A 26174-nucleotide genomic window follows, 5' to 3' on the forward strand; every position below is an offset into this window, starting at 1 on the left:
CCGGGCGGGGCAGCGGAGCCGCGCGTTGTGGTGACCCGTACGGGGCCAGGTGTGCGGTCCGCACGTGTTGGTCGCGGCCGGCCGGAGCCACTCCTGTCCGCAACGTCACCCTTGGCCGGACCGGCCCTGTGCCGGGTCGGTCCGGCGCATGCCGGCCGCGTCCAGCAGGGCGGTAGCCGTCGCCGTGGCGAGGCCGTCGGCCAGCTGCTCCACCCCGGCGCCGGCCCGGGCGCTGGCGCCGTCGAAGACGAGCAGGAGCTGGCGGGCGAGCAGCTCGGGGTCGCGGGCGCCGCCCCGGCCGGCCTCGGCGCGGAACGCCGCGGCCAGACGTTCCTTGACCTCGCGGGCGACCTTGCCCGCCGGGTGCTCCGGGTCCTTCAGCTCGACCAGCACGGCCAGGTAGGGACAGCCGTGGTAGCCGGCGTCCAGGGAGGCCTGCTCCAGCCGTTCGAAGACGTACAGGATGCGCTCGCGGGGGCTCGCGCTCTCCGGGTCGGGATGGGTGAACCGGGCCTCGTACCACGGGGCGCCGCGCTCCAGGCTCGCGGCGAGCATCGCGTCCTTGCTGTCGAACAGCTGGTACATCGACCGCTTGGACACGCCCGCCGCCCGGCACAGGGCCTCGATGCCCACGGAGACGCCGTCGCGGTAGGAGAGCCGGGCGGCGGCGTCGAGCAGCCGGTCGCGGGGGGACGCCTTCTCCGATGTGGCCATACGGCGAGGTTACCGCGCCACGAGAGGAGAGAAACCGATCGGTGTATACGCCGGTGTGTACGTCGGTGCCAGTCGTCGGCGCCGGTCACCCGGGTCCCTGCCGGCCCGTGGCCGGAACACGTGACAGAAGCGGTGAACAAGCGCTTAGATAGGCCGCCGAAGGACGCATCGCTCCCGAGCCGCCGGAGGCCCCGTTGTTCACATCCGTCGACGACGTCTCCGCCCGCCTGGCCGAGACCGGCTACCTCGCCTCCCCCGCCGTCGCCACCACCGTCTTCCTGGCGGACCGGCTGGGCAAGCCGCTGCTGGTCGAGGGCCCCGCCGGGGTGGGCAAGACCGAGCTGGCCAAGGCCGTCGCCCAGGTGGCCGCGGCCCGGCTGGTACGGCTCCAGTGCTACGAGGGCGTGGACGAGTCCCGCGCCCTGTACGAGTGGAACCACGCCAAACAGCTGCTGCGGATCAGCGCGGCCCGCGACGAGAACTGGGACGAGACCCGTACCGGCATCTTCAGCGAGGAGTTCCTCCTCCCCCGCCCCCTGCTGACCGCCATCCGCGGCGACGAACCGACCGTGCTGCTGATCGACGAGACCGACAAGGCCGACGTCGAGATGGAGGGGCTGCTGCTGGAGGTCCTCAGCGACTTCCAGATCACCGTCCCCGAGCTGGGCACGGTCACCGCCACCCGGCGCCCCTTCGTCGTCCTCACCTCCAACGCCGCCCGGGAACTGTCCGAGGCGCTGCGCCGCCGCTGCCTGTTCCTGCACATCGGCTTCCCGGAGGAGGAGCTGGAGCGGCGGATCGTACGGCTGAAGGTGCCGGGCCTCGGCGAGGCGCTGACCGAGTCGGTGGTCCGGGTGGTCGGGGCGCTGCGCGCGATGGACCTGCGCAAGGTGCCCTCCGTCGCCGAGACCATCGACTGGGCCCGCACCCTGCTGGCCCTGGGCGCCGGCACGCTCGACGAGACGGTCGTCCTGGACACCCTCGGGGTGATCCTCAAGCACGAGGACGACATCCGGAAGGCGGCGGCCAAGCTCGACCTGGCCGCGCTGTGACCGCCGTCGCCGGCCGGATCACCGGCCTGGTCGGGGCGCTGCGCGCGCACGGGGTGCGGATCGGCACCGGGGAGACCGTGGACGCGGCCCGCGCGGTGGAGGCGCTGGGACTGACGGACCGGGAGCTGCTGCGCGAGGGGCTGGCCGCCACGCTGCTGCACGGACCGGGCCAGCGGGCGCTGTTCGACTCCGTCTTCGACCTGTACTTCCCGCGCGGCGTCGGCGGACCCGACGGCGCCCCGCGGGACCGGGAGGCGCTGCGCGAGCGGCTCGCGCGGGCACTGGCCGACGACGACCGGGCGCTATTGGCCCGGCTGGCGGCGGAGGCGGTCGACTCCCTGGGTGGATACGGCAGTTCACCGGGCTCGGACGGCTGGTCGGCCTACCAGACCCTGGACCGGCTGCGCCCCCAGACCCTCCTGGCGCGGGTACGGGCCGACGTGCGCGGCCGGGACGGCGGCGGGGGCACGGGCTTCACGGACCGGCTGCTGGACGACGAGCTGCGGCGCCGCGTCGAGGAGTTCCGGGGGATGGTCGGCGCGGAGGCGCGGCGCCGGGTGGCCGAGCGGCGCGGACGGGACGACATCGCTCGGCGCGCTGTCCGCCCGACCGCCGACCGGGTGGACTTCCTGGCCGCGAACCGGGACCAGCTCGCCGAACTGCGCCGGGTCGTACGGCCGCTCGCCCGCAAGCTGGCCACCCGGCTCGCCGCCCGCCGCCGCCGGGCCGCACGCGGCACGATCGATCTGCGCCGCACCCTGCGTTCCTCGCTGTCCACGGGCGGGGTGCCGATCCGGCCGGTGCTGCGCAGACGCCGCCCGGTCCGGCCCGAACTGGTACTGCTCTGCGACGTGTCCGGCTCGGTGTCCGGGTTCTCGGACTTCACCATGCTGCTGGTGCAGGCGCTGCACGACCAGTTCAGCAAGGTCCGGGTGTTCGCGTTCGTCAACCGGCTCGACGAGGTGACCGGGCTGCTGGGCCACGGCCGCGCCGACCCCGACGGGCTCGGCGCCCGCATCCGCGCCGAGGCCACGCTCACCGGCTGGCACGGCAGCAGCGATTACGGCGTGGCGCTGGGCGAGTTCACCGAGCGGTACGGCGGCGCGGCCGGCCCGCGCACCACGGTGTTCGTCCTCGGAGACGCCCGGACGAACATGAGCGACCCCAATCTCCCCGCCGTCCGCGACCTGGCCCGGCGGGCCCGCCGCGTCTACTGGCTGAACCCCGAGCCACGCGACCGGTGGGGCACCGGCGACTCCGCCGCGCCCGCCTACGCGGAGCTGGTGGAGATGCACGAGTGCCGCACGGCCCGGCAGCTCGGCGCACTGATCGCCCGCCTGCTGCCGGTCTGACTCGGGCGGCCCGGGATCAGGCCGGCGTCGGCACCGCCCGCCTGCCGCCGGTGTGACGTGCAGCGGCCCGGGTCGGGCCGGCGTCGGAAGGGAGGGCTGCTGCAGGAGAGGCTCAGCGGCCGTGGTCGACTGGACGGCCACGCCGACCACTCAACCGAGGACGCCGCCATGAGCCACCCGCCCGTGCCGCTCGGCACCTTCCCCACCCCCGTCGAACCGGCACCCCGGCTGGCCGCCGCGCTCGGGCTCGCACCCGGCGACCTGTGGGTGAAACGCGACGACCTGACCGGCCTGGGCGCCGGCGGGAACAAGATCCGCAAACTGGAGTGGACGGCGGGCGCTGCCCTGGCCGAGGGCGCGGACACCCTCGTGACCACGGGAGCCCCGCAGAGCAACCACGCCCGGCTGACCGCCGCCGCGGGCGCCCGGCTCGGCCTGGACGTCGTCCTCGTGCTGCGCGGCTCGCCCGGCGTCTCCCGGTCCGGGAACCTCGCCCTGGACGGCCTGTTCGGGGCGCGGCTCGCCTGGGCCGGCGAGGTGGACCGGGCCGGGCTGGACACGGCGGCGGCCGAGGTGTGCGGACGGCTGCGGGCGGCCGGCTCCCGACCGGCGCTCATCCCGTTCGGGGGCTCCGGCACGCTGGGCGCCCGGGGCTACGTCCGCTGCGGCGAGGAGCTGCGCGAGCAGGTGCCGGACCTGCGGACGGCCGTGGTCGCCCTCGGCTCGGGCGGCACCATGGCCGGGCTGGTCGCGGCCCTGGGCACCGGGTCGGTGCTCGGCGTGGACGTCGGCGCGCTGCCCGACCCGGCCGCGGCGGTGGCGGAGTTCGCGGCGCCGCTCACGCCGGAGAAAGTCACGGCGGCGGGGCTGCGGGTGCGCCGGGACCAGGTGGGCGACGGGTACGCGGCGCTGACCGGCCCGGTGCGCGAGGCACTCCGCCTGGCCGCCCGCACGGAGGGACTGGTCCTGGACCCGACGTACACGGGCCGTGCCCTGGCCGGCCTCCACGCGGCCGTCCGGGACGGCACCGTCCGGCCGGGCGAGAAGACGGTCTTCGTCCACACCGGCGGCCTGCCGGGCCTGTTCGGTCATGAGGACGCGCTCGCGTACGCGGAGGGCGGGGCGGAGACGTTCGGTGGCTGACGGCCGTGGGTGAGGGGGTGGGAGTGGGAGGGGCCTGTCGGCCGGTTGCCGGACGGCGTCGGGTCATGGGCGGAATCGCACCGCTTGAGGCCGGATCGGGCGGGCCGGGATCGGTTCAGGGCCGGGCCGGCCGGGTCGCACGGGGAGCGGCCCGGCCGGGATGGTGGCGGGCGGGCCCGCCGTCCGGTCAGCTCTTCGCGTACTCGTTCGCCATCGTCCCGGCGAAGTCGTAGACGATGACCGGCTCGTCACCGACCACCCAGGCGTCGTGACCGGGCGCGCACACGAAGACGTCACCGGGACCGACCTCGGCCTCGCCGCCGTCGCCGTCCATGCGGAGACGCATCCGTCCCTGCACCACGTATCCGTTGTGCGGGACCATGCAGCTTTCGGTGCCCGCGATCGGCGCCACGGACTCCGACCAGCGCCAGCCCGGCTCGAACGTACCCACCGCGAAGTCGAGCCCGGTCAGATGGAGCGCTTCGATGTGGCCGCGGGGGAAGTCGCGCCGTTCGTCCGGCTTCTCGACCGTCTTCACTTCCAGCATGACGGTGTCCTCCTTCCGGCCGCGGACCGCGGCCAGGGCCGGCCTCCGTCCCCCGGCGGCCTCGGACGGCACCGGCGCTGCGGCGGCGGCCGTACCCCACGGCTCCATCGTCGTCCCCGCAACTCGCCCGCGCCAATCAGGGGATACCGGACATCGATGTCCGTCGGCAGGTCGCCCCGGTGGGCTCGCGTGCGGCCTTGCTGGTGCCCGGGCGGGCCGGTCACCAGCTGGGGGCCGCCCGCAGCAGCAGGTCGTGGACGCGGGCCACGTCCGGGTTGTCGCAGGCGCCGGGACGCCGGACGAGGAAGCTGGTGTTGATCGGGGGATCCTCCGGTTCCAGCAGCGCCACCAGCGCGCCGGAGGCCAGCAGGTCCTGGCACAGATAGCGGGGCAGCACGCTGAACCCGGCGCCCCCGGCCACCGCCGCGAGGACCCCGCGCAGGTCGGGAACGGTCACGGCGGCGGTACGGGACAGCCGCCGGCCGAAGACGTGCCGCCAGTACCGGCGGGCGATCGGCAGATCCTCGGCGTAGGTGACGAGCGGGACATCGTGCAGGACGGCGGGGTCGAGGAGAACGGCGGAGCCGGGGGTGGGACTTCCCGCCGGGACCGGAGTCCCCGGGGCGCAGGCGTCCGGGGAGGCGGAGCCTGGGGTGGGAGTTCCGGCCTGGACCGGGCTCTCAAGGGCGGGAGCCTCCGGGCAGGCGGGGCCCGGGGTGGCGGAGTCCCGGGGGGCGGAACGCCGGGGGGCTGAGTCCGGCGCGGCGGAACCCGGAGTGGCGGAACCCGGGGTGGGGGCGCCCGGGGTGGGGGCGCCCCGTGTGGCGGCATCCCCGGCGGTGGCGTCCCCGGCGGTGGCGTCCCGTTGGCTCTGTCGCCCCCGCAGCCGCTCGGCCCAGACCGGGGCGGCGACCAGGACGAACTCCTCGTCGGCGAGCGGCACGGCGTGCACCGTACGGCCGCGCGGGCGGGTCGTGGCGATCACCAGGTCGTGGCGGCCCGCGCGGAGTTCCTCCAGCAGCGGATCGGTCAGCCCCGTCGACACCCGCAGCCGCAGCCCCTCGGCGACCAGTGGGGCCAGAGCCGGCAGCACGGTGGTGCAGAGGAACTCCGCCGGGCCGGCCAGATGGACGGGCTCGGCGCGGGCGCCGGCCGGCGGGGTGGGCCCGGCGACGACGGCCAGGTCGTCCAGGGGCGCGGCGATCCGGGCCGCCAGCTCGTCGGCCACCGGCGTGGGCGTGACCCCGCGCGGCAGCCGTTCGAACAGCTCACGGCCGGTCTGCCGTTCCAGCGCGCGCATCTGCGTCGTCACCGTCGGCTGCGACAGCCCGAGCAGGCGGGCGGCGCCGGTGAAGGAGCCGGAGCGGTACACGGCGAGGAAGGTGCGCAGCAGGTTGAGGTCGAGTGAGGGGGTCTCCACGGTCCGAGTATCACCGCCCGCTGTTCCCTCGGACCCATAGGAGATCGAATGGCTGTCATTCGTTACCGCATTGGATGTCTATGGGTGCGGTCGCCTACGTTCTCTTGCACAGACCCAAGCTTTTCGAAGACAGAACCCGGGAGACCCCATGTCGAAGATCCTGTTCGTGATGACCGGCGCCGATCACTGGACGCTCGCCGACGGCACCGCGCACCCGACCGGTTTCTGGGCCGAGGAAGCGGTCGTCCCGTACCGCGCCCTCAGGGCCGCCGGTCACGAGGTCGTCGTCGCCACCCCGGGTGGTGTGGTCCCGCCGGTCGACCGGGCGAGCCTGGCGGCCGAGGTCAACGGCGGCCAGGAGAAGGCCGACGAGATCGCCCGCGCCGTGGAGGAGATGACCGAGCTGCGTACGCCGGTGAAGCTCGCGGAGGTGGACCTCGCCGACTTCGCCGCCGTCTTCTACCCGGGCGGGCACGGCCCCATGGAGGACCTGGCCGTGGACGCCGACTCCGGCAGGCTGCTGGTGGCGGTCCTGGACTCGGGCAAGCCGCTGGCCGTGGTCTGCCACGGTCCGGCCGCCCTGCTCGCCGCGGTCCGGGCGGACGGTACCAACGCCTTCGCCGGCTACCGGGTGGCGGCCTTCACCAACGAGGAGGAGACGCAGGGCGGTCTCGCCGGGCAGGCCAGGTGGCTGCTTCAGGACCGGCTGACCGAGGCGGGCGTCGAGGTGGGAGCGGGCGAGCCGTGGGCGCCGCACGTGGTGGTCGACCGCACCCTGGTCACCGGCCAGAACCCGGCGTCTTCCGCCCCGGTGGCCGAGGAGCTGCTGAAGCGGCTGGGCTGAACCGGCTGAACTGATGCGGCTGGGCTGAAGGAGCCGCCCGTGGAGCGGCGTGCCGTCCCCCGTCCCGAGCCCGGTCGTCCCGTCGACGGCCGGGCCGTCTCCGAGCGCCCGGCCGCCAGGAGGCCGACCGGTCCGCCGTACCACGGTCCGGGGTGCTGCCGGAACCGGACAGTCGTGCCGTGACAGCGGAACACCGGAAGGGCCACTGGGGCCGGAGCGAAATCCCGGACACCGCGCGTACCGTCCGGCCCGCGCACCGCTAGGTTGGGCGGCATGAGCAACCTTGACCGCGCACCCGTGCCCAGCGTCTGCGGTGGCCGCGGCTTCGTCGTCGCCGAACCGGTGCGCGAGCTGCTGAGTCCCCGGCACGTGAAGCTGGGCGAGTCGACCGAGGTACGCCGGCTGCTGCCGAACCTCGGGCGGCGCATGATCGGCGCGTGGGCCTTCGTCGACCACTACGGCCCCGACGACATCGCCGACGAGCCGGGCATGCAGGTGCCGCCCCACCCGCACATCGGGCTCCAGACGGTCAGCTGGCTGCACGAGGGCGAGGTGCTGCACCGGGACTCCACGGGCAGCCGGCAGACGATCGGGCCCCGGCAGCTGGGCCTGATGACCTCGGGCCGCGCGATCAGTCACTCCGAGGAGACCCCGCGCCCGCACGCCCGCTTCCTGCACGGGGCCCAGCTGTGGGTCGCCCTGCCCGACGAACACCGGCACACCGACCCGCGGTTCGAGTACCACCCCGAGCTGCCCCAGGTCACCGCGCCCGGGCTGACCGCCACGGTGATCCTGGGCGAGCTGGACGGCGCCCGGTCGCCCGGTACGACGTTCACCCCGATCGTCGGCGCCGACCTCGCCCTCGCCGGGGGCACCGACGTACGTCTGCCGCTGGAACCGGACTTCGAGTACGGCGTACTGGCGATGTCCGGCGAGGTGCTGGTGGACGGGGTGCCGGTGCTCCCCGGCTCGATGCTCTATCTGGGCTGCGGACGGTCCGAACTGCCGCTGCGCGCCGAGTCGGACGCCGGGGTCATGCTGCTGGGCGGCGAGCCGTTCGCCGAGGAACTCCTCATGTGGTGGAACTTCGTGGCCCGCACCCAGGCCGAGATCGAACAGGCCCGCGCGGACTGGACGGAGGGCTCCCGCTTCGGCGAGGTGAAGGGCTACGACGGAGCCCCGTTGCCCGCGCCCGCGCTGCCGCCGGTACCGCTGAAACCCCGCGGAAGGGCTCGCTGACCCTCCAAGAGGAGCCACTGCGTGATGCCCTTGGCTCAGATCCGGAACGGGTCTGTTCGCCCGACTGCTCCTCAGCGTGGTGCATCAAACCGCAAAGGGGTCGTCCATGACGCCACAGAGCCGCACCAGCCCTGACTGTCCCTCGTCACCGACCTGCACATCGAGGCTGACCCGTGTCGCAGTCGCAGCCGGTGGCAGCTGACGAATTCACCGCCAAAAAGCGGCTTACAGCCGCGTCGCCTTCCAGGCCGACGACCGCAAGACGCACCGGCCCTCGCTCGATGCACCAAGGCACCAGGCGCCGGACGGCCAACAGGCGCTCCGGGTGGCCGAGATGGTGCACGGCCGCCCCCACCACTCGGGTCCCGCACCGAGCATCGACTCGCTGCCGCCGGGTGAAGCTCACGACTGCGACTACTTCCGGGGCCGGCTCATCGAGCAGGATCTCTTAGCCCGGAGCATCGCCATCCGCGTGTTCCGCACGGAGTCCGTGTGCTGAACGCCGTCGACGGCGATCCGTCGGTTCCCAGGCGCCGCTCCAGGTCCGGAGCCTGGATGACGTGCTCGACAAGGCGTGGCCTTCACCACAATTTACCCATTTATGGACAGAGGCGTGCCTATAAATACTTACGAGGCCGATTGCCCTCCTTCAGCGATCAGTACAGGCACGCAAAGACCGATGGCATGGAGAAACGCTTGATCACGCTGCGTAAACGAAGCACCGGGCTGGTGGCTGCTGCCGGCGTACTCGGCGGCGTACTCGCAGTCACGGCGCTCGGCGGTACGAGTAACGCTGCCACCAGCGGCAACGATGCCGGGAACCGCCCTGCATCGCAGGCGGCGCCGGTGAATCGGACGGGCTCCCAGGAAATCTCCGACGCTCGCATAAAGATCACGCCTGGGCAAGGTGCCTACAACGTCGGGACCAACGACCCGGTCAGTGTCACCGTCGGCAACGGAAAGCTCACCAAGGTGACCATGACCGCCGTCGCGACCGGCGCCGAGATCCCGGGCACCCTGTCCGCGGACGGCACCTCCTGGAAGCCGAACAGCCGGCTGGAGCGCGCCACCGAATACCAGATCGCCGCAGAGGCCGCGGACGCCAAGGGCCGCTCCGCCACCGGTAACGCCACGATCACCACGGTCTCCCCGGCCAACGACTTCATCGGGCACGTATCCCCCGAAGCCGGCTCGACCGTCGGCGTGGGCATGCCGGTGACGATCGACTTCGACAAGGCGGTCGGCGACCAGGCTGCCGTGGAGGCGGAGATCCAGGTCGGCTCCAGCAGCGGCCAGCGGGTCGTCGGTCACTGGTTGAACGACCACCGCTTGGACTTCCGCCCCGCGAGTTACTGGAAGCCCCGCTCCACCGTCACCGTGACGCTCAACCGCCACGGCATCCGGAAGACGGTCACGTTCAAGATCGGACGGAGCCAGATCAGCACCGTCGACGCAAAGACGAAGCAGATGACCGTCGTCCGGGACGGCAAGACGATCAAGACCATTCCGATCTCGTCAGGCAGCCGCGAACACCCGACGTACAACGGTCAGATGGTGATCTCCGAGAAGTTCGGGCGGATCCACATGAACGGTGCGAGCGTCGGCCTCACGGAGAAGGACGGCAAGCCTTCGTACGACATCAAGGCCGTACCGCACGCTATGCGCCTCACCGACTCGGGCACGTTCATCCACGGCAACTACTGGGGTACCGGCTCGGTCTTCGGCAAGGTCAACACCAGCCATGGCTGCGTAGGCATGAGGGATGTCAGGGGCGGCGGCGACGGCAGGCAGCCGGCCGCGTGGTTCTTCGACCACTCGATGATCGGTGACCTCGTGATCGTCAAGAACTCCGAGGACAAGACCGTGCTGGCCCCGGACAACGGCCTGAGTGACTGGAACATGCCGTGGAGCGAGTGGGCCGCGGGCAGCCCCATCACCTGACATCACGGCACTCTCCACGCGTCCGGACCGATATCCCCTCCGCCAGGCGGTGGCCGACACCCTGTCGGCCACCGCCTGTGGCGTCACGAGGCTCGAACAGCCCTGCGCCTGGCAGCCCCCACCAGGTACGCGGGGAACGGTGAGCCGGGTTCGGCGCGCGGCACGGAGCCGGCCCACTACAGCGCCACCTACGTCGTGGTGGGCAGCCGGTTCGAGCGATGGCCTCCTTGGACCATGAGCCGGCCGTGGGGATCACGGGCCGGGTCACCTGGAGCCGGCGCTTCCTCGGTGGGGGTCATGCGTAGCGGCTGAGGTCGTGGAAGAACCCGGGGACGGGGGTCACCAGGCCCCGGCGGGTCGCTTCGCTGTAGACGTGCGCGCCCACGGCCAGGTCGAGCACGCCTAGACCGAACGGCGAGAAGACCACGGGGCGGTCGGCGGGGATCCGGACCTTGTTCTCCAGCACGTCGTAGAGCGTGCCGTCGATGAACGACCGGTCCCCGGCGGCCTGTTCGGCCAGGTGGGGGGAGGTCTGGGCCTTCAGGCAGTGCTCGACGTCGTCCACGATGTTGGTGGAGGACAGGATGATCTCCGGCGAGAGGTCCCGTAGCGAGATGTGGAGCACCGTCGGATTGTGCGCGAACCACTCCACGTCCTTGACATGGGGTTCCCCGGCGGTGGTGGCGAAAATGATCAGGTCGGAGGTGCGGACGGCGGTCTCGGCGTCGTCCACCACGACCACGGTGTCGCTGTGTCCCGTGCCGGAGACGTAGTCGGCGAAGCTGCGCGCGTACTCGGCGGCGTGGTCGTAGACGCTGATCGTGTCGAACTCCCAGCCGGTGCCGGACAGATACCGGTGGATGTAGCGGGCGATCAGGCCGGTGCCGAAGAAGGTGACGCGGCGGGGGCGTTCCCTCCCGGCGTGGAGCCGGTCCGCGGCCAGCGCTGCGGAGGCGGCGGTGCGCGTGGCGCTGACGATGGAGCTCTCCAGGCACGCGAACGGGTAGCCGGTGTCGTGGTCGTTGAGGATCAGGACGGCCGAGGCCCTGGGCAGGCCGGAAGTGATGTTGGCCGGGAAGCTGGAGATCCACTTGATGCCGTCGACACCGAACTCCGCGCCCAGGGAGGCGGGCAGAGCGATGATGCGGGAGTCCGGACGGTCGGGGAAGCGGAGGAAGTAGCTGGGGGGGTTGACGGTCTGCAGCCGGCCGTGGGCGGAGTAGGCCCTGGCGACGAGGTCGACGATGTCCTGCTCGTGGCCGTCGAGGACGTCGTGGACGGTGGCTCCGCTGACGACGGAGAACTGAGGGGTGCCGGACAAGGCGGTAACTCCTTGGGAGGAACGGAGACGACGGGGTGGTGGAAGGGGCGGAGGTCAGCTGTTCGCTGTCGGTTCCTGCTCCGGGGAACTCTTCGGCGCGGTGTCCTCGGCCTTGACGCGGCTCTCCCACAGCGCCACGGCGACGGTCGCCGCCAACGTGGCGCAGAAGAGACCGCTTTGGTACGGCAGCCGGTGCAGGATCAGCGCCAGCACGCCGCCCAGGAGGCCGGCTGCGACGGCGCGCTTGCTGGTGAAGCAGGATACGACCAGGCCGATGTACGTGGCGTAGATCGCGAAGTCGAGTCCCAGGCCGTTGATGCGTGAGACGTCTTTGCCGAACACGTAGCCGACCAGCGTGCTGGAGAGCCAGCCGGCGTACATCAGCACCGAAGCGGCCAGGACGTACCAGTGCTGCTGGCCGCGCCGGTCGCCGGTGGTGCCGTCGTACCGCTTGGCGGCCAGGATGTAGATCGCGTCGATCATGCCGAAGGCCAGTACGGCGCGCCACAGCGCCGGCAGATGCCGGATGCGCGCCGACAGGGCGGCCGAGTAGAAGACGTGGCGCATGTTCACGACCAGGCAGGTCGCGACGATGAGGAACCAGGCCGTGCCGGCCGACAGGAGCCCGGTGGCGATCATCTGGGCGGAGCCGCCGTTGACGAGGGCGCTCATCAGCATGGTGTCGAACAGGCTGAGGTCCGCCTGTTGTGCGACGGCGCCGAACAGCAGGCCGAAGGGAAGGGCACCGAGCGCGAGGGGAAGCGCGTCACGCAGTCCGGTGCGGATCTCCTGCCCGCGGCTCGGCAGCCGGGCGGGCAGCGGAGATGTGCTCATCGAGTGCTCCGTCACAGCAGGAACTTGGCCAGGGCGAACGAGGCGACGGCGGAGGCGAAGACCAGGAAGAAGTTGTCCTTCTTGAAGACGCCGACTCCGAAGCCCGTCAACGCGCCCACCAGGTAGGGCGAGAGCCGGCCCGGGGCCCCGGCCGGGGCCGGGGCGAGGACCACGGACGGCACGATGATCGCCATCAGGACGGCAGGCATCACATAGGGCAGGGCCCGCTCGATGCCGCCCGGCATCCGCTCCGGCCTGAGCGGGCCGAAGAAGCAGAACCGCAGGGCGAACGTCACCACGCCCATGAGCACGATGGTCACTGTGATCATGCCGTCACATCCCGAGGTCGGCACGCAGGACGGCCGCGATGCCCTCCGGGTGCGTGGCATTGAGGTAGTGGCCGCCGTCGGCGCTGACCTCGAGGCGTACGGTGTCGCTGAACAGTTCCCAGTTGCGTGCCGTCTCCTCGTGGCCCTGGGCGAGGGGGTCGTCCTCGGCCAGCAGAACGGTGAGCGGGCAGTCCAGGCGGCTGGCGGGCAGGGTGGACAGGGCCTGGTGGAAGGCGCGCGTCGCCTGCGCCGTGTCGTACTGGAAGGCGCGGGCCAGGTCCGTGCGTTCCTTGACGCCCAGGCCGGCGATGTCCTCCAGGCCGGTGTTGTCCACGAGCCAGTCCAGGATCTCCTGGTCCGACATGTCGACCACCTCGTTCGAGGCGTGGGCGGCGGGGTCCACGGACTTGAGCAGCTTGGCGACCACGAGCAGTCCCCGCACGTCCACTCCGCGCTCGCGGAGCCGGGGCACGGTGGCGAGGCCGAAGGCGGAACCGGCGCAGTGGCCCAGGAGCATGACGGGAGAGTCGGCCGAGCGCTGGATCTCCTCGGCGAGCTGCTGGGCGAGCTGCTCCACCGGGACCGGCGCGAAGGTGTCGTCGCGGGTACGGGCGGGCAGCTCCACACCGAGCACCCGGACCGGAGTTTCGGTCTGGGCGAGGTGCTTGGCGAGGGCTACGTAGCTGACCGCGCTGCCACCCGCGAAGGGCACGCAGACCACGGTCGCTCGTGGCCGGGCACACTCGCCGCCCGCGGCCGCGGTGAGGTCGACCAGCAGGTCACGCCGGGTGCCGGACTGCTGCTCCATGAGCCGCTGGGCCAGAAGCCGTGCCGTGGGGTGGGCCAGCAGGTCCCGCAGCGAGACGCGGCCTTCGGAGGCTGCCGCGACCTTCATCGCGGCCAGCGAGTGCCCGCCGATCTCGAAGAAGTTGTCCGTGACACCGACGGTCTGCGGAGCCTGGCCCAGCACGCCGGCGAACAAGTCCCGCACCAGCCGCTCGTGCTCGTCGGCCGGAGGCACCGCGTCGGTGCGGTCGGCGGCGGCCAGCTCATGGCGGCCCAGGGCCTTGCGGTCGACCTTGCCGTTTCCGGTGAGCGGGAACTCCGTCAGGCGCACCAGGATCTCGGGGTGCATGTAGGAGGGCAAGAAGGCGGACAGCTTGCCGTGGAACGCGGACAGATCGGGTTCCGCCGTGCCGCAGTAGAAGGCCACGAGCCGCTTCTCGCCGCGCAGTTCGCGGGCCAGTGTGACCGCGCCGGCCACTCCCGGCAGCCGTTCCAGCACGCTGTCGATCTCGGACAGTTCGATGCGGTGGCCGCGTACCTTCACCTGGGTGTCGAGACGGCCCGCGCAGTCCAGGCTGCCGTCCGGCAGCCAGCGCCCCACGTCGCCGGTGCGGTACATGATCTCCGACCGGTCGTCGAGCGTGTTGGGGACGAAGACCGCGGCGGTGCGCTCCTCGTCGTTGACGTAGCCGAGTCCCACACCGGCGCCGGTCACGCAGATCTCGCCGTAACTCCCTATCGGGCGCGGCGAGTCGTCGGGACCGACGACGTGGATGCCCGTGTTGACGACAGGCCGTCCGACGGGAGTCCGGCTGTCCTCCACCGGGTGCTCGATGATGTGGTGCGTGACGTCGTCGGACGCCTCGGTGGGGCCGTAGGCATTGACGAGCGGGACGTCGTAGTGGGCGAACCAGCGGCGTGTCAGGGCGGGCGGCAGCGGCTCCCCCGTGACCATGTTGAAGCGCAGGTCGGGCAGGCCGGCCGGGCGCTGCTCGACCTCGGTGAGCAGGGCGTCCAGGTAGGACGGCACGACTTCCAGGATGGTGATGCGGTCGTCGCGCAGGGCGGTGAGGAACGCGCCGGCCTCGACGATCTCGTCCTGCCCGTAGATCACGGTGCTGCCGCCGCACATCCAGGCGACGAGCAGCTGCCAGACGGAGATGTCGAAGCACTGCGTGGCGATCTGCGCCACCCGGTCGGCCGCGGTGAGCTTGAGGTCGGTCTCCTTGGCCAGCAGGTGGTTCAGCATGCCGGAGTGGCGGATCGTCGCGCCCTTGGGCTCCCCGGTGGAACCGGAGGTGAAGATGATGTAGGCGACGTCGTCCGCACGGGGCCGGGTGGCGGGCGCGGCCGGAACGACCGAGGCCGCCTGTTCGTGGGCGAGGACGTCGATCCCGTCGATCCGCTCGTCCAGCAGGCTCTGCAGGCGGGCGGCGTCCTCATCGGCCGCGACGACATGGCGGCAGCCGCTGCGGCGGAGCACGGAGACGATGCGGTCGGCGGGGTAGGCGCGCTCCTGCGGCAGGTACACGGCGCCGCACTTCAGTACGGCGAGGACGGTCACCGCCCAGGCCGTGCCACGCGACAGCATGGTCGCCACCACGTCCCCGGCGCGCACTCCCCGGCCGGAGAGGAAAGCGCCGAAGCGGTCGGATTCCTCGTCCAGTTCGGCGTAGGTCAGACTCCGCTCACCGTGCCGCACGGCGACCGCGTCGGGATGGCGCCGGGCCGACGCGGCGAACGCGTCGACGAAGGTGCCGTCGGGCAGGTCCAGGCGGGGTCCGCCGCTGAACTCCCGCAACGCGGCCCTCTCCCGGTGCCCCAGCAACGCGGGCAGACGCAGCGGCTGTTCTGGATCGGCCGCGAGCAGGGCGAGTGCCTGCGTGTAGTAGGTCCCCATGCGGGCCATCCTGGCCGCGTCGAAGACGTCCGGGTGGTAGTGGATGCTGAGCAGCACCTCGTCGGAGACCGCGTCCTGGGAGAACTCCGCACGGAAGGGGAATTCCGTCTGCGCGTTGACGACGGAACGGACCAGGGCGAAACCGTCCCGCTCCCCCAGGCTCTTGAGGACGTGGAAGTGCGTGAAGTTGAAGACCGTCTCGAAGAGCATGTCGCGGTTGCCGACCGCGCGTTTGATCTCCGCCATGGGGAAGCGGCGGTGCGGCAGCATGTCGCTCTCCGCCTCGTACACCGAACGCGCCAGATCGGCCCAGGTGCCCTTCTCCGGCAGCCGCAGCCGGAACGGCACCGTGTTCAGGAACAGGCCGGGGACGGTCTCGCCGCCCTCCGCCTCGGGACGCCCCGAGTGCTCGTAACCGGTCAGTACGTCGTTCGTGCCCGCCACGAACCCGAGCACCGCCGTGTGCGCCGCGAGCAGGAGCGATTTGACCGGGATCCGCAGCTGGTGAGCGCGCTCGATCAGCCGGGCGGACAGGCCCTCCGGCAGTCCGACGTCGTGAATGACCACCTCGGGCAGGTCCTCGTCCGTCCGGGCCGCGGACCGGTGACGCGGCAACAGCGTCCCCTGGGCCTCGTCCATCAGGTCCAGCCAGAAGGCGCGCTGCTCGACGGAGTTGAGTGCCTGCCGCTCCAGGGCGATGAAGTCCCGGTAGGCCACGTCGTAGGTGCGGACCTCGGGCTCGCGGCCGTCGAGCAGGGCGAAGTAGGCGGTGAAGATGTCGCGGTGGATGGTGTTGACGCTCCAGCCGTCGAGCGCCGCGTCGTGGTAGCTGAGCGAGTACTGGAACTCCTCGGGTCCCAGCAGGTGCAGGTGGACGCGGACCAGGTCGGCGGTTCCGTGGACGAAGCCGGCGCGCAGTTCCTGCTGCGAGAAGGCCTCCAGAGCGGCCTTCTGCCCGGAGGGGGTGAGCCCGCGCAGGTCGTGGACGACCAGCGGGGAGGGTGCCTCCGCGTGCACCACCTGGATCGGTTCACCGAACCCGTGCAGGTGGAACGAGGTGCGGAAGACCGTGTGGCGCCGCGCCACATGCGCGACGGCCCGCTCGAACACGCCGACGTCGACGCGCTCGCCGATGCGGTAGCTGAGGATGTCGTGGTAGAGACCCTCGACATCGCTTCGGGTCGCCTCGTAGATCAGGCCGACCTGGAGCCGGGACATCGGGTAGGCGTCGACGGCGTGCTGGGGCAGGACCGCGCGGTCGGCCTCGTCGAGCAGCGCGAACGGTTCGACGGCAGCCGGGGCGTCGGTCCCCGTCCCGGTGGACTCCCCGGTCTCGACGACCTCGGCGAGTTCGCCCACCGTCGGGTGGGCGAAGAGCGCCTGGAAGGAGAACCGCAGACCCGCCGCGCGAGCGCGGGCCAGGACGGTGATGAACTTGATCGAGTCGCCGCCGAGCGCGAAGAAGTTGTCGTGGACGCCGACCGCCTCCACGCCGAGCACATCGGCCCAGATGGCGGCGAGCGTCTGCTCCGTGGGCGTGCGCGGCGCCACGACGGGAGCCGCGCCGGCCGGGTCGGTGCCCGTGACCGCGGGCCGCGGCAGCGCCTTGAGGTCACGCTTGCCGTTGTGGTTGGTGGGGATGCCCTCGACCTCGACGATGTACTGCGGAACCATGTAGGACGGCAGTTCCGCGGCGAGATGCCGGCGCAGCGCTTCGGTGCCGAAACCGGCTCCGGCGACCACGTAGGCGACCAGGGCCCTGTCCCCGGAGACGTCCTCCACAGCGGTCACGGCGCAGTCGGTGACGCCGGGGCAGGCGCCCGCCACATGCTCGATCTCACCCAGCTCGATGCGGTATCCGCGCACCTTGACCTGGGTGTCGATGCGGCCCAGGTACTCGACCGTCCCGTCGGGGAGCCAACGTGCCAGGTCACCCGTGCGGTAGATGCGGCCGGTCGGCCCGAACGGGTCGGGCAGGAAACGCTCCGCGGTCAGCTCGGGTGCGTTGAGGTAGCCACGTGCCAGCCCCACTCCGGCGATGCACAGCTCGCCCGGGGTGCCCACCGGGGCGAGTGCCCCGGTGCTCGTCCGTATGTGGAGGCGGATGTTGTCGATGGGGCGCCCGATGGGGATCGACCGGGTGCTGTCCACCGTGGCGCACGGCTGGCAGGTGACGTCGACGGCGGCCTCGGTGGGGCCGTACAGGTTCACCAGCTGCGCACGGGAGCCGATGACGTCCTGGAACGACCGGGCATGCGCGACGGCGAGCGCCTCACCGCTGGCGAAGACCCGGCGTACGGTGCCCAGCCTGTCCTCGCTGCCGGCCGCCGAGACGTACTGGAGGAACGCGTTGAGCATGGGCGGCACGAAGTGCAGCGTGGTCACACCGGCGGCGGCGACGCGCTCCACGATCCGCTCCGGGTTTTTCTCCTCGCCGTTGGGCAGCGTGACCACGGACGCCCCCGCGATGGACCACCAGAAGATCTCCCACACCGAGACATCGAAGGTGAAGGGCGTCTTGTGAAGGATGACGTCGTCACTGCCCAGGGGGAACGCCCGCTGCATCCACCACAGTCGGTTCACGATGGCGCGGTGCTCGACCATGACGCCCTTGGGCTTGCCCGTGGAACCGGAGGTGTAGATGACGTACGCGAGGTCGTCGGGCCCGCTGAGCGGCTCCGGAGCACCCGGGTCGGTGTCGTTGTCGTACGCTGCCGTCACATCGACGCTCCGGCGGCCGGCGACGACCTCCCGGGTCTCGTCCGTGGTCACGACGAGGTCGGTGCGGCTGTGGTCGAGGATGTAGTCGATGCGGTTGCGCGGCAGGGCGGGATCGACCGGCAGATAGGCGCCACCCGCCTTGAGGACGGCGTAGATCGCCACCAGCATCCGGGGCGAGCGCGGCACGCAGACGCCCACCACGGTGCCGGCCCGGACACCGCGAGCGCGCAGGACCCGGGCGAGGCGGTTGGCGGCCGCGTTCAGTTCGCCGTAGGTCATGCCGTCGTCGACGACGGCGGTCGCGTCCGGCGTGTCCGCCGCCCGCTCCTCCAGGAAGCTGTGCAGCGTGCGCGTCTCGGGGAACGGCGCGTCGGTGTCGTTGAACTCGCCGCTGATCATGGCCAGTTCCGACTCGTTGGCCGCGAGGCGTGCCGCCAGTGGTGCTCCGGGATCGGCGAGCAGCACGGCGAACAGCTCGGCATACGTGTCGGCGAGCCGCTGCGCGGTGGGGGCGTCGAAGAGCCGGGGGTCGAAGCGGACGACGACGGCGTCGGCCTGTATGTCGAACAGGATCGGGCAGCCCGCCTGCTCGGCGTGGTCCGGCGTGAGCCGGGAGTCCAGCGTCAGCATGAGGTCGCTGGGCTGTTCCTTCTCATGCCGCAGAAGTTCCTGCACGGGGATGTCGAGGTGCTCGGCCGCCTCCAGGTAGCGCGCCCGCACCGAGGTGAGGAGGTCGCGACCGGTGTGGTCGGCCGAAACCGGGACCGAGAGCGGTACGGCCGCGTCGGCGACCGGAAGGAAGACGGTGACGTCCTGCCGGTCGGTGGCCCGGGCGGCCAGGAGCACGAGGACCGTGCCAGCCAGCACACGCCGCAGCATCGGGTCGTCGCCGGTGAGCTTGCCGGCTGCCGCGATCGCCGCGGCGGGAATCCCGGCCCGCGCGTGATGGCTTCCACCGGGATGCCCGCGCAGGTGGTCCCGGACCAGGACGGTCGGCTCGGTCCACGCCTGCCGTTGTCCCTGCCAGTACTCAGCCTGCTCGGGGTGGGCGCGCAGCGCCTGCTGAAGTGCGATGACGTTACTCATGGAGCGGTTCCTAGAATGCGAAGTCGGCGGCGGGGGCGGCGGGGGCGGCCGTCGTGGGCGTCGGCGGGAAAACGGGCAGACCGGGGAAGTGCAGCACCTCGTCGAGGGCGGCCACGACCTGTTCCAGCAGTGATTCCGCGGACTGCCGCGTGAACAGAGCGGTGGAGTATTCGAGTTCGAGGCACAGTCCGTCAGGGCGCTGATACGCCTGCAAATTGAGGTCGAAGCGGCTGGTGCCCGGATGCAGCAGCGAGACCGTGACGCGGCGCCCGTGCTTGCGGAAGGCGTAGAAGTCGATGTTCTGTAGCGCGAAGAACGCGTCGAACAGCGCGTTGCGGCTCAGATCCCGCTGGGACGCCACCTTCTCGACCAGCCGCTCGAACGGGTAGGCCTGGTGGGTGAGCGCGTTGCGGTGTTCACGGCCGGCGCGGGCCAGCAGCTCGCCCAGCGTCGTGCGGTCGTCGATCCGCAGGCGCAGTGGCACCGTGTTGACGAACATGCCGATCACACGGTCGACATCGGGATGCACCCGTCCGCTCATCGGGCAGCCGACGACAAGGTCGCGCTGCCCGCTGAGCCGGGCCAGCACGGTGGCGTAGGCGATCAGCAGGACGGAGAAGTCGGTGACCGAGTGAGCGGTGGCGCACCGGCGGACGGCATCCTGGCACGCCGTCCCCAACTCGCGTCGTACGACGGCACCCCGGGAGCTGCGGATGGCGGGCCGAGGGTGGTCCGTCGGCAGGTCCAGCGGTGGCGGGGCGTCCCGCAACGTGTCCAGCCAGTACGCACCGTCCTGCGCGAACCGGCCTTCCTCCAGCTCCCGGGCGAGCCACTGGCCGGCCGCGGCGTAGCCGGTCGCCGGTTCCTCGGGCGGAACGCCGACGTAGAGGTCGAACAGCTCGTCGACGAGGAGAGCGAGCGATACACCGTCGAAGACGATGTGGTGAACGTCCAGGTAGAGGCGGTCGTCGCAGCCTTCTCCCTGGACGAGCAGAGCTCGTATCAAGGGGCCCGTCCCGAGGTCGAAGGGACGGACGAACCGGGCGACGACTTCGTCGTCCGTGGGCACCTCCGGCCCGGACAGGACGTCGAGCGGCACGTTCACCGCACTCCGGACGTCCTGGCGGACCCGGGGAACGCCGTGGACGTCCAGCTCGGTGACGAACCGTGTCCGCAGGGCACCGTGCCGCGCCGTCAGCGTGTGCAGGGCGGTCCGCAGCCGCTCGGGGTCCAGCTGCCCGCTCACGTCCAGACGCGCCGGGATGTTGTACGCGAGCGACTCCTCGTCGGCCTGCCACAAGGCGTAGAGACCACGCTGTTGCGGATGCAGGGGAACGTCACCGCCGGCCGGTACACCGGGAATGGGGGCGAAGTCCTCGGCGTCACCGTCCGCCACGGCGCGAGCCATGTCGCGCAGCGTGCGCGTGGCGAAGAGCTCCTGGAAACTCAGCGCCCCGCCCAGAACGCGCCCGATCCTTCCGATGAGCACTCCGGCGGTGATGGACGTGCCGCCGAGTTCGAAGAAGTCGCTGTCCGGGCCGATCAGTTCGGGCTCGGTGTGCAGCACCTCCGCCCAGAGAGCGGCCAGCTTCTCCTCCTCGGGGCTCAACGGCCCGGACCGGGGACGGACGGAGACGGCCGGCGGGGGAAGCCGGGCGGTGTCGACCTTGCCGTTGGCGTTGAGCGGCAGCCGGGGTACGCGCACGATCCGGTCCGGGCACATGTAGGCGGGCAGGCGACGCCTCAGCTCGCTCAGGACACCGTCCTCGTCGCAGCCGGCGTCCGTCACGGCGTAACCCGTCAACCGCTTGCCCGTAGCGGTCTCATGGACGACGGTGTGAGCGTCGCGCACGCCCGGTACGTCCAGGAGGGCGCTGTTGACCTCCTTGACCTCCACCCGGTGGCCACGGATCTTCACCTGGTCGTCGGTACGGCCGTGGAAGTACAGCACGCCGGTGGGGTCGGCGCTGACCAGATCGCCGGTGCGGTAGTAGCGCTCGCCGTCGAGCACGCGGAAACTCTTCGCCGTGGCATCGGGGTTGTACAGGTAGCCGCGCGCCAGTCCCAGGCCGCCGGTGAACAGTTCGCCGATCTGTCCGGCCGGCACGGGCCGCAGGTCGCGGTCGAGGACGCGGGTGGTCGTGCCGGTGACCGGACGGCCGATGGGAATGGCCGACTCGTAGGTGCGGTCGACGGGGAAGACGGTCGTGAAGGTGGTGTTCTCCGTGGGGCCGTAGCAGTTGAGCACCCGCAGATCCGGGCAGGCGTCGAGCACCCTGTTCACGTGCGGACAGGAGAGGGTGTCGCCTCCCACGAGGAGCGTACCGAGGCCCTCGAACAGCGACACGTCCTCGTCGACGAGTTGGTGGAACAGCGGCGCGGTCAGCCACAGGACGGTGGTCCCGGCCTCCCGCAACGCCAGTTTCAGTCGCTGAGGGACGACCAGCGTCTCCTGGCCGACGATGTGCAGGACGGCCCCGTTCAGGAGCGCGCCCCAGATCTCGAAGGTCGAGGCGTCGAACTCGAGGGCTCCGGTCAGCAGGAAACGCTCGTCCCGGGAGAACGCGAAGTAGTCCGTGTCCTTGACTAGGCGCACCACCCCACGGTGTTCCACCATCACGCCCTTGGGGCGCCCGGTGCTGCCGGAGGTGTACATCACGTAGGCGAGCGCGTCCGCCGGGATCCGGGGCGGCTCGTGGGCCGCCGGCACGGCGTCATCGGCGAGCAGGTCGGGAAGCGTGCGGAGGGCGGTGCCTTCCGGGAGTGCGTGGCGCACCGCCTCGCCGGCTTCCGGTGCGCACACCACCAAGGGCGTACGCGCGTCGCTGAGTATGCGGTTGAGCCGCTCCGCGGGGAAGTCCGGATTGACGGGGAGGTAGGCCCCGCCGGCCAGAACGATCCCCAGCATGCAGACCACGGCGTCCGCGGACCGGGGGAACGCCATGGCGACGAGTGTCTCGTGGCCGACCCCGAGTCCGCGCAGACGTCCGGCCACGCGATGGGCCTGATCACGCAGTTCCCGGTAGGTCAGGCGGTGGTCACCGAAGACGACCGCTGTTCTGTCCGGCGACTGCTGCGCCTGCTCTTCGAACAGCCCGATGAGATTGTGCTGCCCGGTCATCAGATACCCACCTGGTTGTCTACCGCCTGTACCGCCGGACGGCGTCGAGTGATCTGTCCTGCGCCGCCGCCCAGATCGAACCGGTCCTTGACCCATTCGTCGTCGTAAATGGAATCGAGATAGCGCTCACCGAGATCCGGAGAGATCGCGACGACCGGCATGTCGGCCCTTTCCGTGGAAATGCGGTGCATCATCCCCGCAAGAACGGTTCCCGTGGAGCCTCCGAAGAGGTAACCTCGTCCGGCCATCGTCCGGCACATACGGATCGTGTCCACTTCCGGAACCATGATGATCTCGTCGATGACACTCTCGTCGACGATCTCCGGGCGCCGGCCCGTCCCGATTCCCGGTATGTGCCTCGGCCCGGGCGGCTCGCCGAAGGTCACGGAACCGACGCTGTCGACGGCGACGATCTTGGCCGGGTGCCCCACCTGCTTCAGGTAGCGTGCGCACCCCGTGAGCGTGCCGGTGGTGCCCGCTCCGATGAACACCATTTCCGCGTCGGGGTGGGCCTTCGCGATCGACGGGCCGGTGGTCTTGTAGTGGGCGAGCCAATTGCTGTCGTTGGCGTACTGGTTGAGCCAGAGCACGTCCGGTTCACGTGCGCAGAGGTCGGCGACATGCCGGATCCGGGCACCGAGCAGCCCCTCGACGGGATCAGGCTCGTCTATGACGACGACGTCAGCGCCGTACACGCGCATGAGACGCAGGTTGCGTTCGTTGCAGCGGTTGTCGGTGACGCAGATGAAGCCGTACCCACGATCGGCAGCGATCATGGCGAGCGCCACACCGAGGCTTCCCGAGGACGACTCGACAATGCGCCCACCCGGCTGGAGAAGGCCCGACCGCTCCGCGGAATCAACCATCTCAGCCGCAGCCTTGATCTTCACGGACCCGGCGAGGTTGAGACCCTCACACTTCAGATGCACTCGACGATCGAAAACCTGCGAGAGATCGAGGTAAATCCCGTCCGGAACGTATTCCGAAGGGGAAGCTATTGAGCTGACATCCGTGGAAGCATGGGCAGCGCGGACCCCTGATGCCCCGTGAATTATCTCTGTCATCACTTTCCGATTTGCGGCGCACTGCGGACGCGCCGTCCGCCGAGAGGCCACGGCCGAGCCCAGCCGTACGCGTACAGAGCGATCGGTGTCCGATCAACAGGAACGAGAGCACGCTATACAAACGAACATACGAATGCGAGCGCCCGTTCGGCTCCCATAATTGGAGGAATCTACGATTGTCTTACATGTATAGGTGCACTTCTGATGCTATGTCTGAAGTAAGGGAAATGCTGCAATGTGGCAGCAATGTCATTACACTGAGTAGTGACACTGTTACGCCGAACCGTGGCGGACCGCGTAAATGCAAGGCGGTCCCTCCTGGGATCTGATGACCGGTCAACCCGTAGGAGCCCACTGCAACTTGACCAAATCTTGGCGTTTGAGACGTCCGCCGGTGCGCAGGACACGCCCGTCCCCCGGTCGTACATCCGGTCAAATAAGGTCAGGACCGTCTTCTGTCCTGCTCGGCGGTCGCCGAGGCGCCGGTCGTACGCGCCGCGTCCCGCAGTGCGCGTACGACGGGCACGTCCCGGTTCGCCGGGAGCCATGCCAGGCAGGACACCGAGTTGCCCAGCTCCGGGGCGTCCACGTAGACGAGCCCCGGACGTGGGTACAGGCGCCGCGCGGCCTCCGGCAGGAAGGTGATGGCGCGTTCTTGAAGCACCGCCAGCACCATGGTCTCGGTGTCACGGACCACGGGTCCGAATCGGACCGCCGTGCCGTCCGGGCGTGGATTGACCGTCAGGTGGTCCCACCACGACCGCGGCACTTCGGGAGGCATGTCCACCACGGTGCGGTCCGCGATCTGGGCCAGGGTGAGTTCCCTCTCGCCGGCCAGCGGATCGTCGGCCCGCAGGCAGACCACGCGCGATTCCGTGGCGAGTTCGATGCTCTGGAAGCCGGAGGGCAGCGGTCCGCGCAGGAAGGCCGCGTCGACGGTTCCTCCGGCCAGTGCGTCGAACTGCTCCACGAAGTTCAGGTTGCGGACCTCGACTTCGAGGCCGGGGTGCTGGCTGCGCAGACGGGCCAGGAGGGCACTCGCGTGCGGCATGGCCGCTTCCGCGCCGAGCGAGCCGACGCGCAGTCTGCCGCTCACGGTGCAGGCATGCTGCTCGGACGCCTGAAGCAGCCTCGCCATGGCGCCGAGCACCTCTTCGGCCTGCTCGCTGACAGCCTGTCCGGCCGGCGTGAGACGCAGGCTGCCCCCGCGGCGTTCCAGGAGGGAGACGCCCAGGCGCTCTTCCAGTGCCCGCATCTGCTGGCTGAGGGCCGGCTGAGAGATGAACATCCGTGCGGCCGCACGGCCGAAGTGCGATTCCTCCGCCAACACGAGGAGCAGACGCAGCTGGTGCAGGCTCGGCTCTCGCCCGCCCCGCCGGTACGGCCCCCTGGAAACCATAGAGTCGACGTTATCGAATCGCCGAGTGTTCCCTTCGCCTCCCGTGCGCCGGGCAGGGTGATGTTCGGCCAGTATGGCACCGGGGGTCTGTTCGGGTCCGCGTGCATATGCGGAGGCTTCGCAGCTGGTGCGAGGCATCGCTCACATGCCGGTATCTGCGACGGGGGGGGGGTTCCGTGCTACGCCTGCACTTCACTGCTGATGACCTGAAAAGAATACGGATATTACGCAGTCCCGATCCCATGTGGGAGATCGTCTGTAGCATCTGCCGTTTACAGACGGACCAGGGACGGGCGGATTTCGGCGCATGGCGGGACGCGGCACGCGTGAGACTCCGTCACGACGAAAGGCTGCGGAAGGCATTGACGCCGCTGCGCGGTCTCGTACCCAGTGCCGGATACATTCCCGACCTTCTCACGCCGGGCGCCGCCGGCGACCTGTCGGTCTCGTTGGACGCGATCGGCGCGACGCCACGGCACGTGGTCGCGAGCCAGATGGAGCGGCTGAACGCGGCGCGGCACGGGCGCGGCGGGCCGGCCGCGGGGGCACGAGCGGACGCCACCGACCTGGCGGGGGTCGTCCGGGCATTCGGCACGTACTTCGACACGCTGCTCCGCCCCCATCTGCCGCGTATCCGCGCCCGGGTGGGAGCCGACGTCGACCTGCGCTCACAGGCACTGCTCAGCGGCGGTGTCCAAGGGCTTCTCGACAGCCTGGCTCCGTACGCGACGTGGCGGGACCCGGTCCTCGAAGTGGACTATCCGGTCAGCCGCGACGTCACCCTCGGCGGCCGTGGCCTGCTCCTCGTGCCCTCGTTCTTCTGCTGGCGGCGGCCGACCGCCCCCGCGGATCCCGGCCTGCCGCCCACCCTGGTGTATCCGGTGGCCAAACCACCCTGGCATCTGACCCCGGAGGGCGGCAAGGGCGCCTCGCACCTGCTGGGCCGGACCCGCGCCGCCGTCCTGGAGGCCGTGGCCGGCCATGGCCGCCCCGACGGGTGCACCTCCACGGACATCGCCCGTGCCGTGGGCGTCGCACAGTCGAGCATCACCTACCAGATGGGCGTTCTGCGTGACGGGGGCCTGGTCACCAGCCGCAATTCAGGAAAGAACGTCATCCACACCGTCACGCCACTGGGACGCCGGATCCTCGACGGCGCCTGACGTGCCCTGGAGCTCCGCGCCGGAAAACGCCGCGGCGTGTGCGTCGGCACAATCGCGGGCGACAGCCGCTCGCGGAGCGTCGCCGCCCGGCCGGGCGGCTGCTGACCGTGCGGATCGTGGAGCCGCTGCTGTGGCGCCGGCCGGGCTGGGTGCGGGTGGAACTGGACGTGGCCGGTTCCGCCAACTCGGTGCTGATAC

Annotated in this window: 18 protein-coding genes; 8 read left to right on the forward strand and 10 right to left on the reverse strand. The window is 70.9% G+C overall.

Translation table 11 applies throughout. From position 1 onward, the window contains the following. Positions 1-105: 105 nt before the first annotated feature. Entirely contained in the window at positions 106-714 is a 609-nt protein-coding gene (locus ABZ117_RS21550; RefSeq protein WP_356823027.1) for a TetR/AcrR family transcriptional regulator, read from the reverse strand. A gap of 194 nt (positions 715-908) precedes the next feature. Between ABZ117_RS21550 and ABZ117_RS21555 the strand changes: the two genes are divergently transcribed. The 3 genes from ABZ117_RS21555 to ABZ117_RS21565 all read left to right on the forward strand — a co-directional run bounded on the left by ABZ117_RS21555 (position 909) and on the right by ABZ117_RS21565 (position 4261). Beyond that, positions 909-1766 carry a MoxR family ATPase gene (locus ABZ117_RS21555; RefSeq protein ID WP_356823029.1) on the forward strand — a complete coding sequence of 286 codons (858 nt, stop codon included), beginning with the start codon at positions 909-911 and terminating at the stop codon, positions 1764-1766. Continuing rightward, the gene (locus ABZ117_RS21560) at positions 1763-3118 is read left to right on the forward strand and encodes a VWA domain-containing protein (protein ID WP_356823030.1); all 1356 of its coding nucleotides are present in this window, start codon (positions 1763-1765) and stop codon (positions 3116-3118) included. The genes ABZ117_RS21555 and ABZ117_RS21560 overlap by 4 nt, the downstream gene beginning before the upstream one ends. 168 nt (positions 3119-3286) lie before the next feature. Continuing rightward, a complete protein-coding gene (locus ABZ117_RS21565; protein ID WP_356823032.1) occupies positions 3287-4261 on the forward strand; it encodes a D-cysteine desulfhydrase family protein in 975 nt (324 codons plus the stop codon). 187 nt (positions 4262-4448) lie between these two features. On the opposite strand, the gene ABZ117_RS21570 is transcribed toward ABZ117_RS21565, so the two are convergent. Together ABZ117_RS21570 and ABZ117_RS21575 are read right to left on the reverse strand one after the other, a co-directional pair. Next, positions 4449-4808 carry a cupin domain-containing protein gene (locus tag ABZ117_RS21570; RefSeq protein ID WP_356823034.1) on the reverse strand — a complete coding sequence of 120 codons (360 nt, stop codon included), beginning with the start codon at positions 4806-4808 and terminating at the stop codon, positions 4449-4451. Positions 4809-5028: 220 nt separating this feature from the next. Beyond that, positions 5029-6228, reverse strand: coding sequence for a LysR substrate-binding domain-containing protein (locus tag ABZ117_RS21575; RefSeq protein WP_356823035.1), 1200 nt, complete (start codon positions 6226-6228; stop codon positions 5029-5031). A gap of 148 nt (positions 6229-6376) precedes the next feature. Between ABZ117_RS21575 and ABZ117_RS21580 the strand changes: the two genes are divergently transcribed. From ABZ117_RS21580 to ABZ117_RS21595, 4 genes are all read left to right on the forward strand, one after another. Then, positions 6377-7072 (forward strand): type 1 glutamine amidotransferase domain-containing protein, encoded by a 696-nt coding sequence (locus ABZ117_RS21580; RefSeq protein WP_356823037.1) that lies wholly within the window; start codon positions 6377-6379, stop codon positions 7070-7072. A gap of 273 nt (positions 7073-7345) precedes the next feature. Continuing rightward, the gene (locus ABZ117_RS21585) at positions 7346-8311 is read left to right on the forward strand and encodes a pirin family protein (protein ID WP_356823039.1); all 966 of its coding nucleotides are present in this window, start codon (positions 7346-7348) and stop codon (positions 8309-8311) included. Positions 8312-8645: 334 nt separating this feature from the next. Beyond that, positions 8646-8810: a DUF6302 family protein gene (locus tag ABZ117_RS21590; protein WP_356823063.1), complete on the forward strand. Its 165-nt coding sequence runs from the start codon at positions 8646-8648 to the stop codon at positions 8808-8810. A gap of 185 nt (positions 8811-8995) precedes the next feature. Continuing rightward, on the forward strand, positions 8996-10252 hold the full coding sequence (locus ABZ117_RS21595) for an Ig-like domain-containing protein (RefSeq protein WP_356823065.1): 1257 nt from the start codon (positions 8996-8998) through the stop codon (positions 10250-10252). 295 nt (positions 10253-10547) lie between these two features. On the opposite strand, the gene sbnB is transcribed toward ABZ117_RS21595, so the two are convergent. The 7 genes from sbnB to ABZ117_RS21630 all read right to left on the reverse strand — a co-directional run bounded on the left by sbnB (position 10548) and on the right by ABZ117_RS21630 (position 24813). Then, entirely contained in the window at positions 10548-11573 is a 1026-nt protein-coding gene (gene sbnB, locus ABZ117_RS21600; protein ID WP_356823040.1) for a 2,3-diaminopropionate biosynthesis protein SbnB, read from the reverse strand. 54 nt (positions 11574-11627) lie between these two features. Next, entirely contained in the window at positions 11628-12407 is a 780-nt protein-coding gene (locus ABZ117_RS21605) for an AzlC family ABC transporter permease (protein ID WP_356823042.1), read from the reverse strand. 11 nt (positions 12408-12418) lie between these two features. Then, positions 12419-12736, reverse strand: a complete 318-nt coding sequence (locus ABZ117_RS21610; RefSeq protein ID WP_356823044.1) for an AzlD domain-containing protein — start codon at positions 12734-12736, stop codon at positions 12419-12421. Between the two features lie 4 nt (positions 12737-12740). Beyond that, entirely contained in the window at positions 12741-19229 is a 6489-nt protein-coding gene (locus tag ABZ117_RS21615) for an amino acid adenylation domain-containing protein (protein ID WP_356823046.1), read from the reverse strand. A 10-nt stretch (positions 19230-19239) separates the two neighbouring features. Continuing rightward, a complete protein-coding gene (locus tag ABZ117_RS21620) occupies positions 19240-22350 on the reverse strand; it encodes an amino acid adenylation domain-containing protein (protein ID WP_356823048.1) in 3111 nt (1036 codons plus the stop codon). Continuing rightward, positions 22350-23414: a 2,3-diaminopropionate biosynthesis protein SbnA gene (gene sbnA / locus ABZ117_RS21625; protein ID WP_356823050.1), complete on the reverse strand. Its 1065-nt coding sequence runs from the start codon at positions 23412-23414 to the stop codon at positions 22350-22352. The genes ABZ117_RS21620 and sbnA overlap by 1 nt, the downstream gene beginning before the upstream one ends. Before the next feature lie 442 nt (positions 23415-23856). Then, the gene (locus ABZ117_RS21630) at positions 23857-24813 is read right to left on the reverse strand and encodes a LysR family transcriptional regulator (protein WP_356823052.1); all 957 of its coding nucleotides are present in this window, start codon (positions 24811-24813) and stop codon (positions 23857-23859) included. 326 nt (positions 24814-25139) lie between these two features. Between ABZ117_RS21630 and ABZ117_RS21635 the strand changes: the two genes are divergently transcribed. After that, the gene (locus ABZ117_RS21635; protein WP_356823054.1) at positions 25140-25976 is read left to right on the forward strand and encodes a helix-turn-helix domain-containing protein; all 837 of its coding nucleotides are present in this window, start codon (positions 25140-25142) and stop codon (positions 25974-25976) included. Positions 25977-26174: the final 198 nt, after the last annotated feature.

It is taken from the genome of Streptomyces sp. NPDC006309, assembly GCF_040613095.1.
Classification (GTDB): domain Bacteria; phylum Actinomycetota; class Actinomycetes; order Streptomycetales; family Streptomycetaceae; genus Streptomyces.

Coding starts and splice junctions, on each gene's coding strand:
- ABZ117_RS21550 (WP_356823027.1), bottom strand. CDS start 714: ATGGCCACATCGGAGAAGGCGTCCCCCCGCGACCGGCTGCTCGACGCC.
- ABZ117_RS21565 (WP_356823032.1), top strand. CDS start 3,287: ATGAGCCACCCGCCCGTGCCGCTCGGCACCTTCCCCACCCCCGTCGAA.
- ABZ117_RS21570 (WP_356823034.1), bottom strand. CDS start 4,808: ATGCTGGAAGTGAAGACGGTCGAGAAGCCGGACGAACGGCGCGACTTC.
- ABZ117_RS21580 (WP_356823037.1), top strand. CDS start 6,377: ATGTCGAAGATCCTGTTCGTGATGACCGGCGCCGATCACTGGACGCTC.
- ABZ117_RS21585 (WP_356823039.1), top strand. CDS start 7,346: ATGAGCAACCTTGACCGCGCACCCGTGCCCAGCGTCTGCGGTGGCCGC.
- ABZ117_RS21590 (WP_356823063.1), top strand. CDS start 8,646: ATGGTGCACGGCCGCCCCCACCACTCGGGTCCCGCACCGAGCATCGAC.
- ABZ117_RS21595 (WP_356823065.1), top strand. CDS start 8,996: ATGGAGAAACGCTTGATCACGCTGCGTAAACGAAGCACCGGGCTGGTG.
- ABZ117_RS21605 (WP_356823042.1), bottom strand. CDS start 12,407: ATGAGCACATCTCCGCTGCCCGCCCGGCTGCCGAGCCGCGGGCAGGAG.
- ABZ117_RS21610 (WP_356823044.1), bottom strand. CDS start 12,736: ATGATCACAGTGACCATCGTGCTCATGGGCGTGGTGACGTTCGCCCTG.
- ABZ117_RS21615 (WP_356823046.1), bottom strand. CDS start 19,229: ATGAGTAACGTCATCGCACTTCAGCAGGCGCTGCGCGCCCACCCCGAG.
- ABZ117_RS21620 (WP_356823048.1), bottom strand. CDS start 22,350: ATGACCGGGCAGCACAATCTCATCGGGCTGTTCGAAGAGCAGGCGCAG.
- sbnA (WP_356823050.1), bottom strand. CDS start 23,414: ATGACAGAGATAATTCACGGGGCATCAGGGGTCCGCGCTGCCCATGCT.
- ABZ117_RS21630 (WP_356823052.1), bottom strand. CDS start 24,813: ATGGTTTCCAGGGGGCCGTACCGGCGGGGCGGGCGAGAGCCGAGCCTG.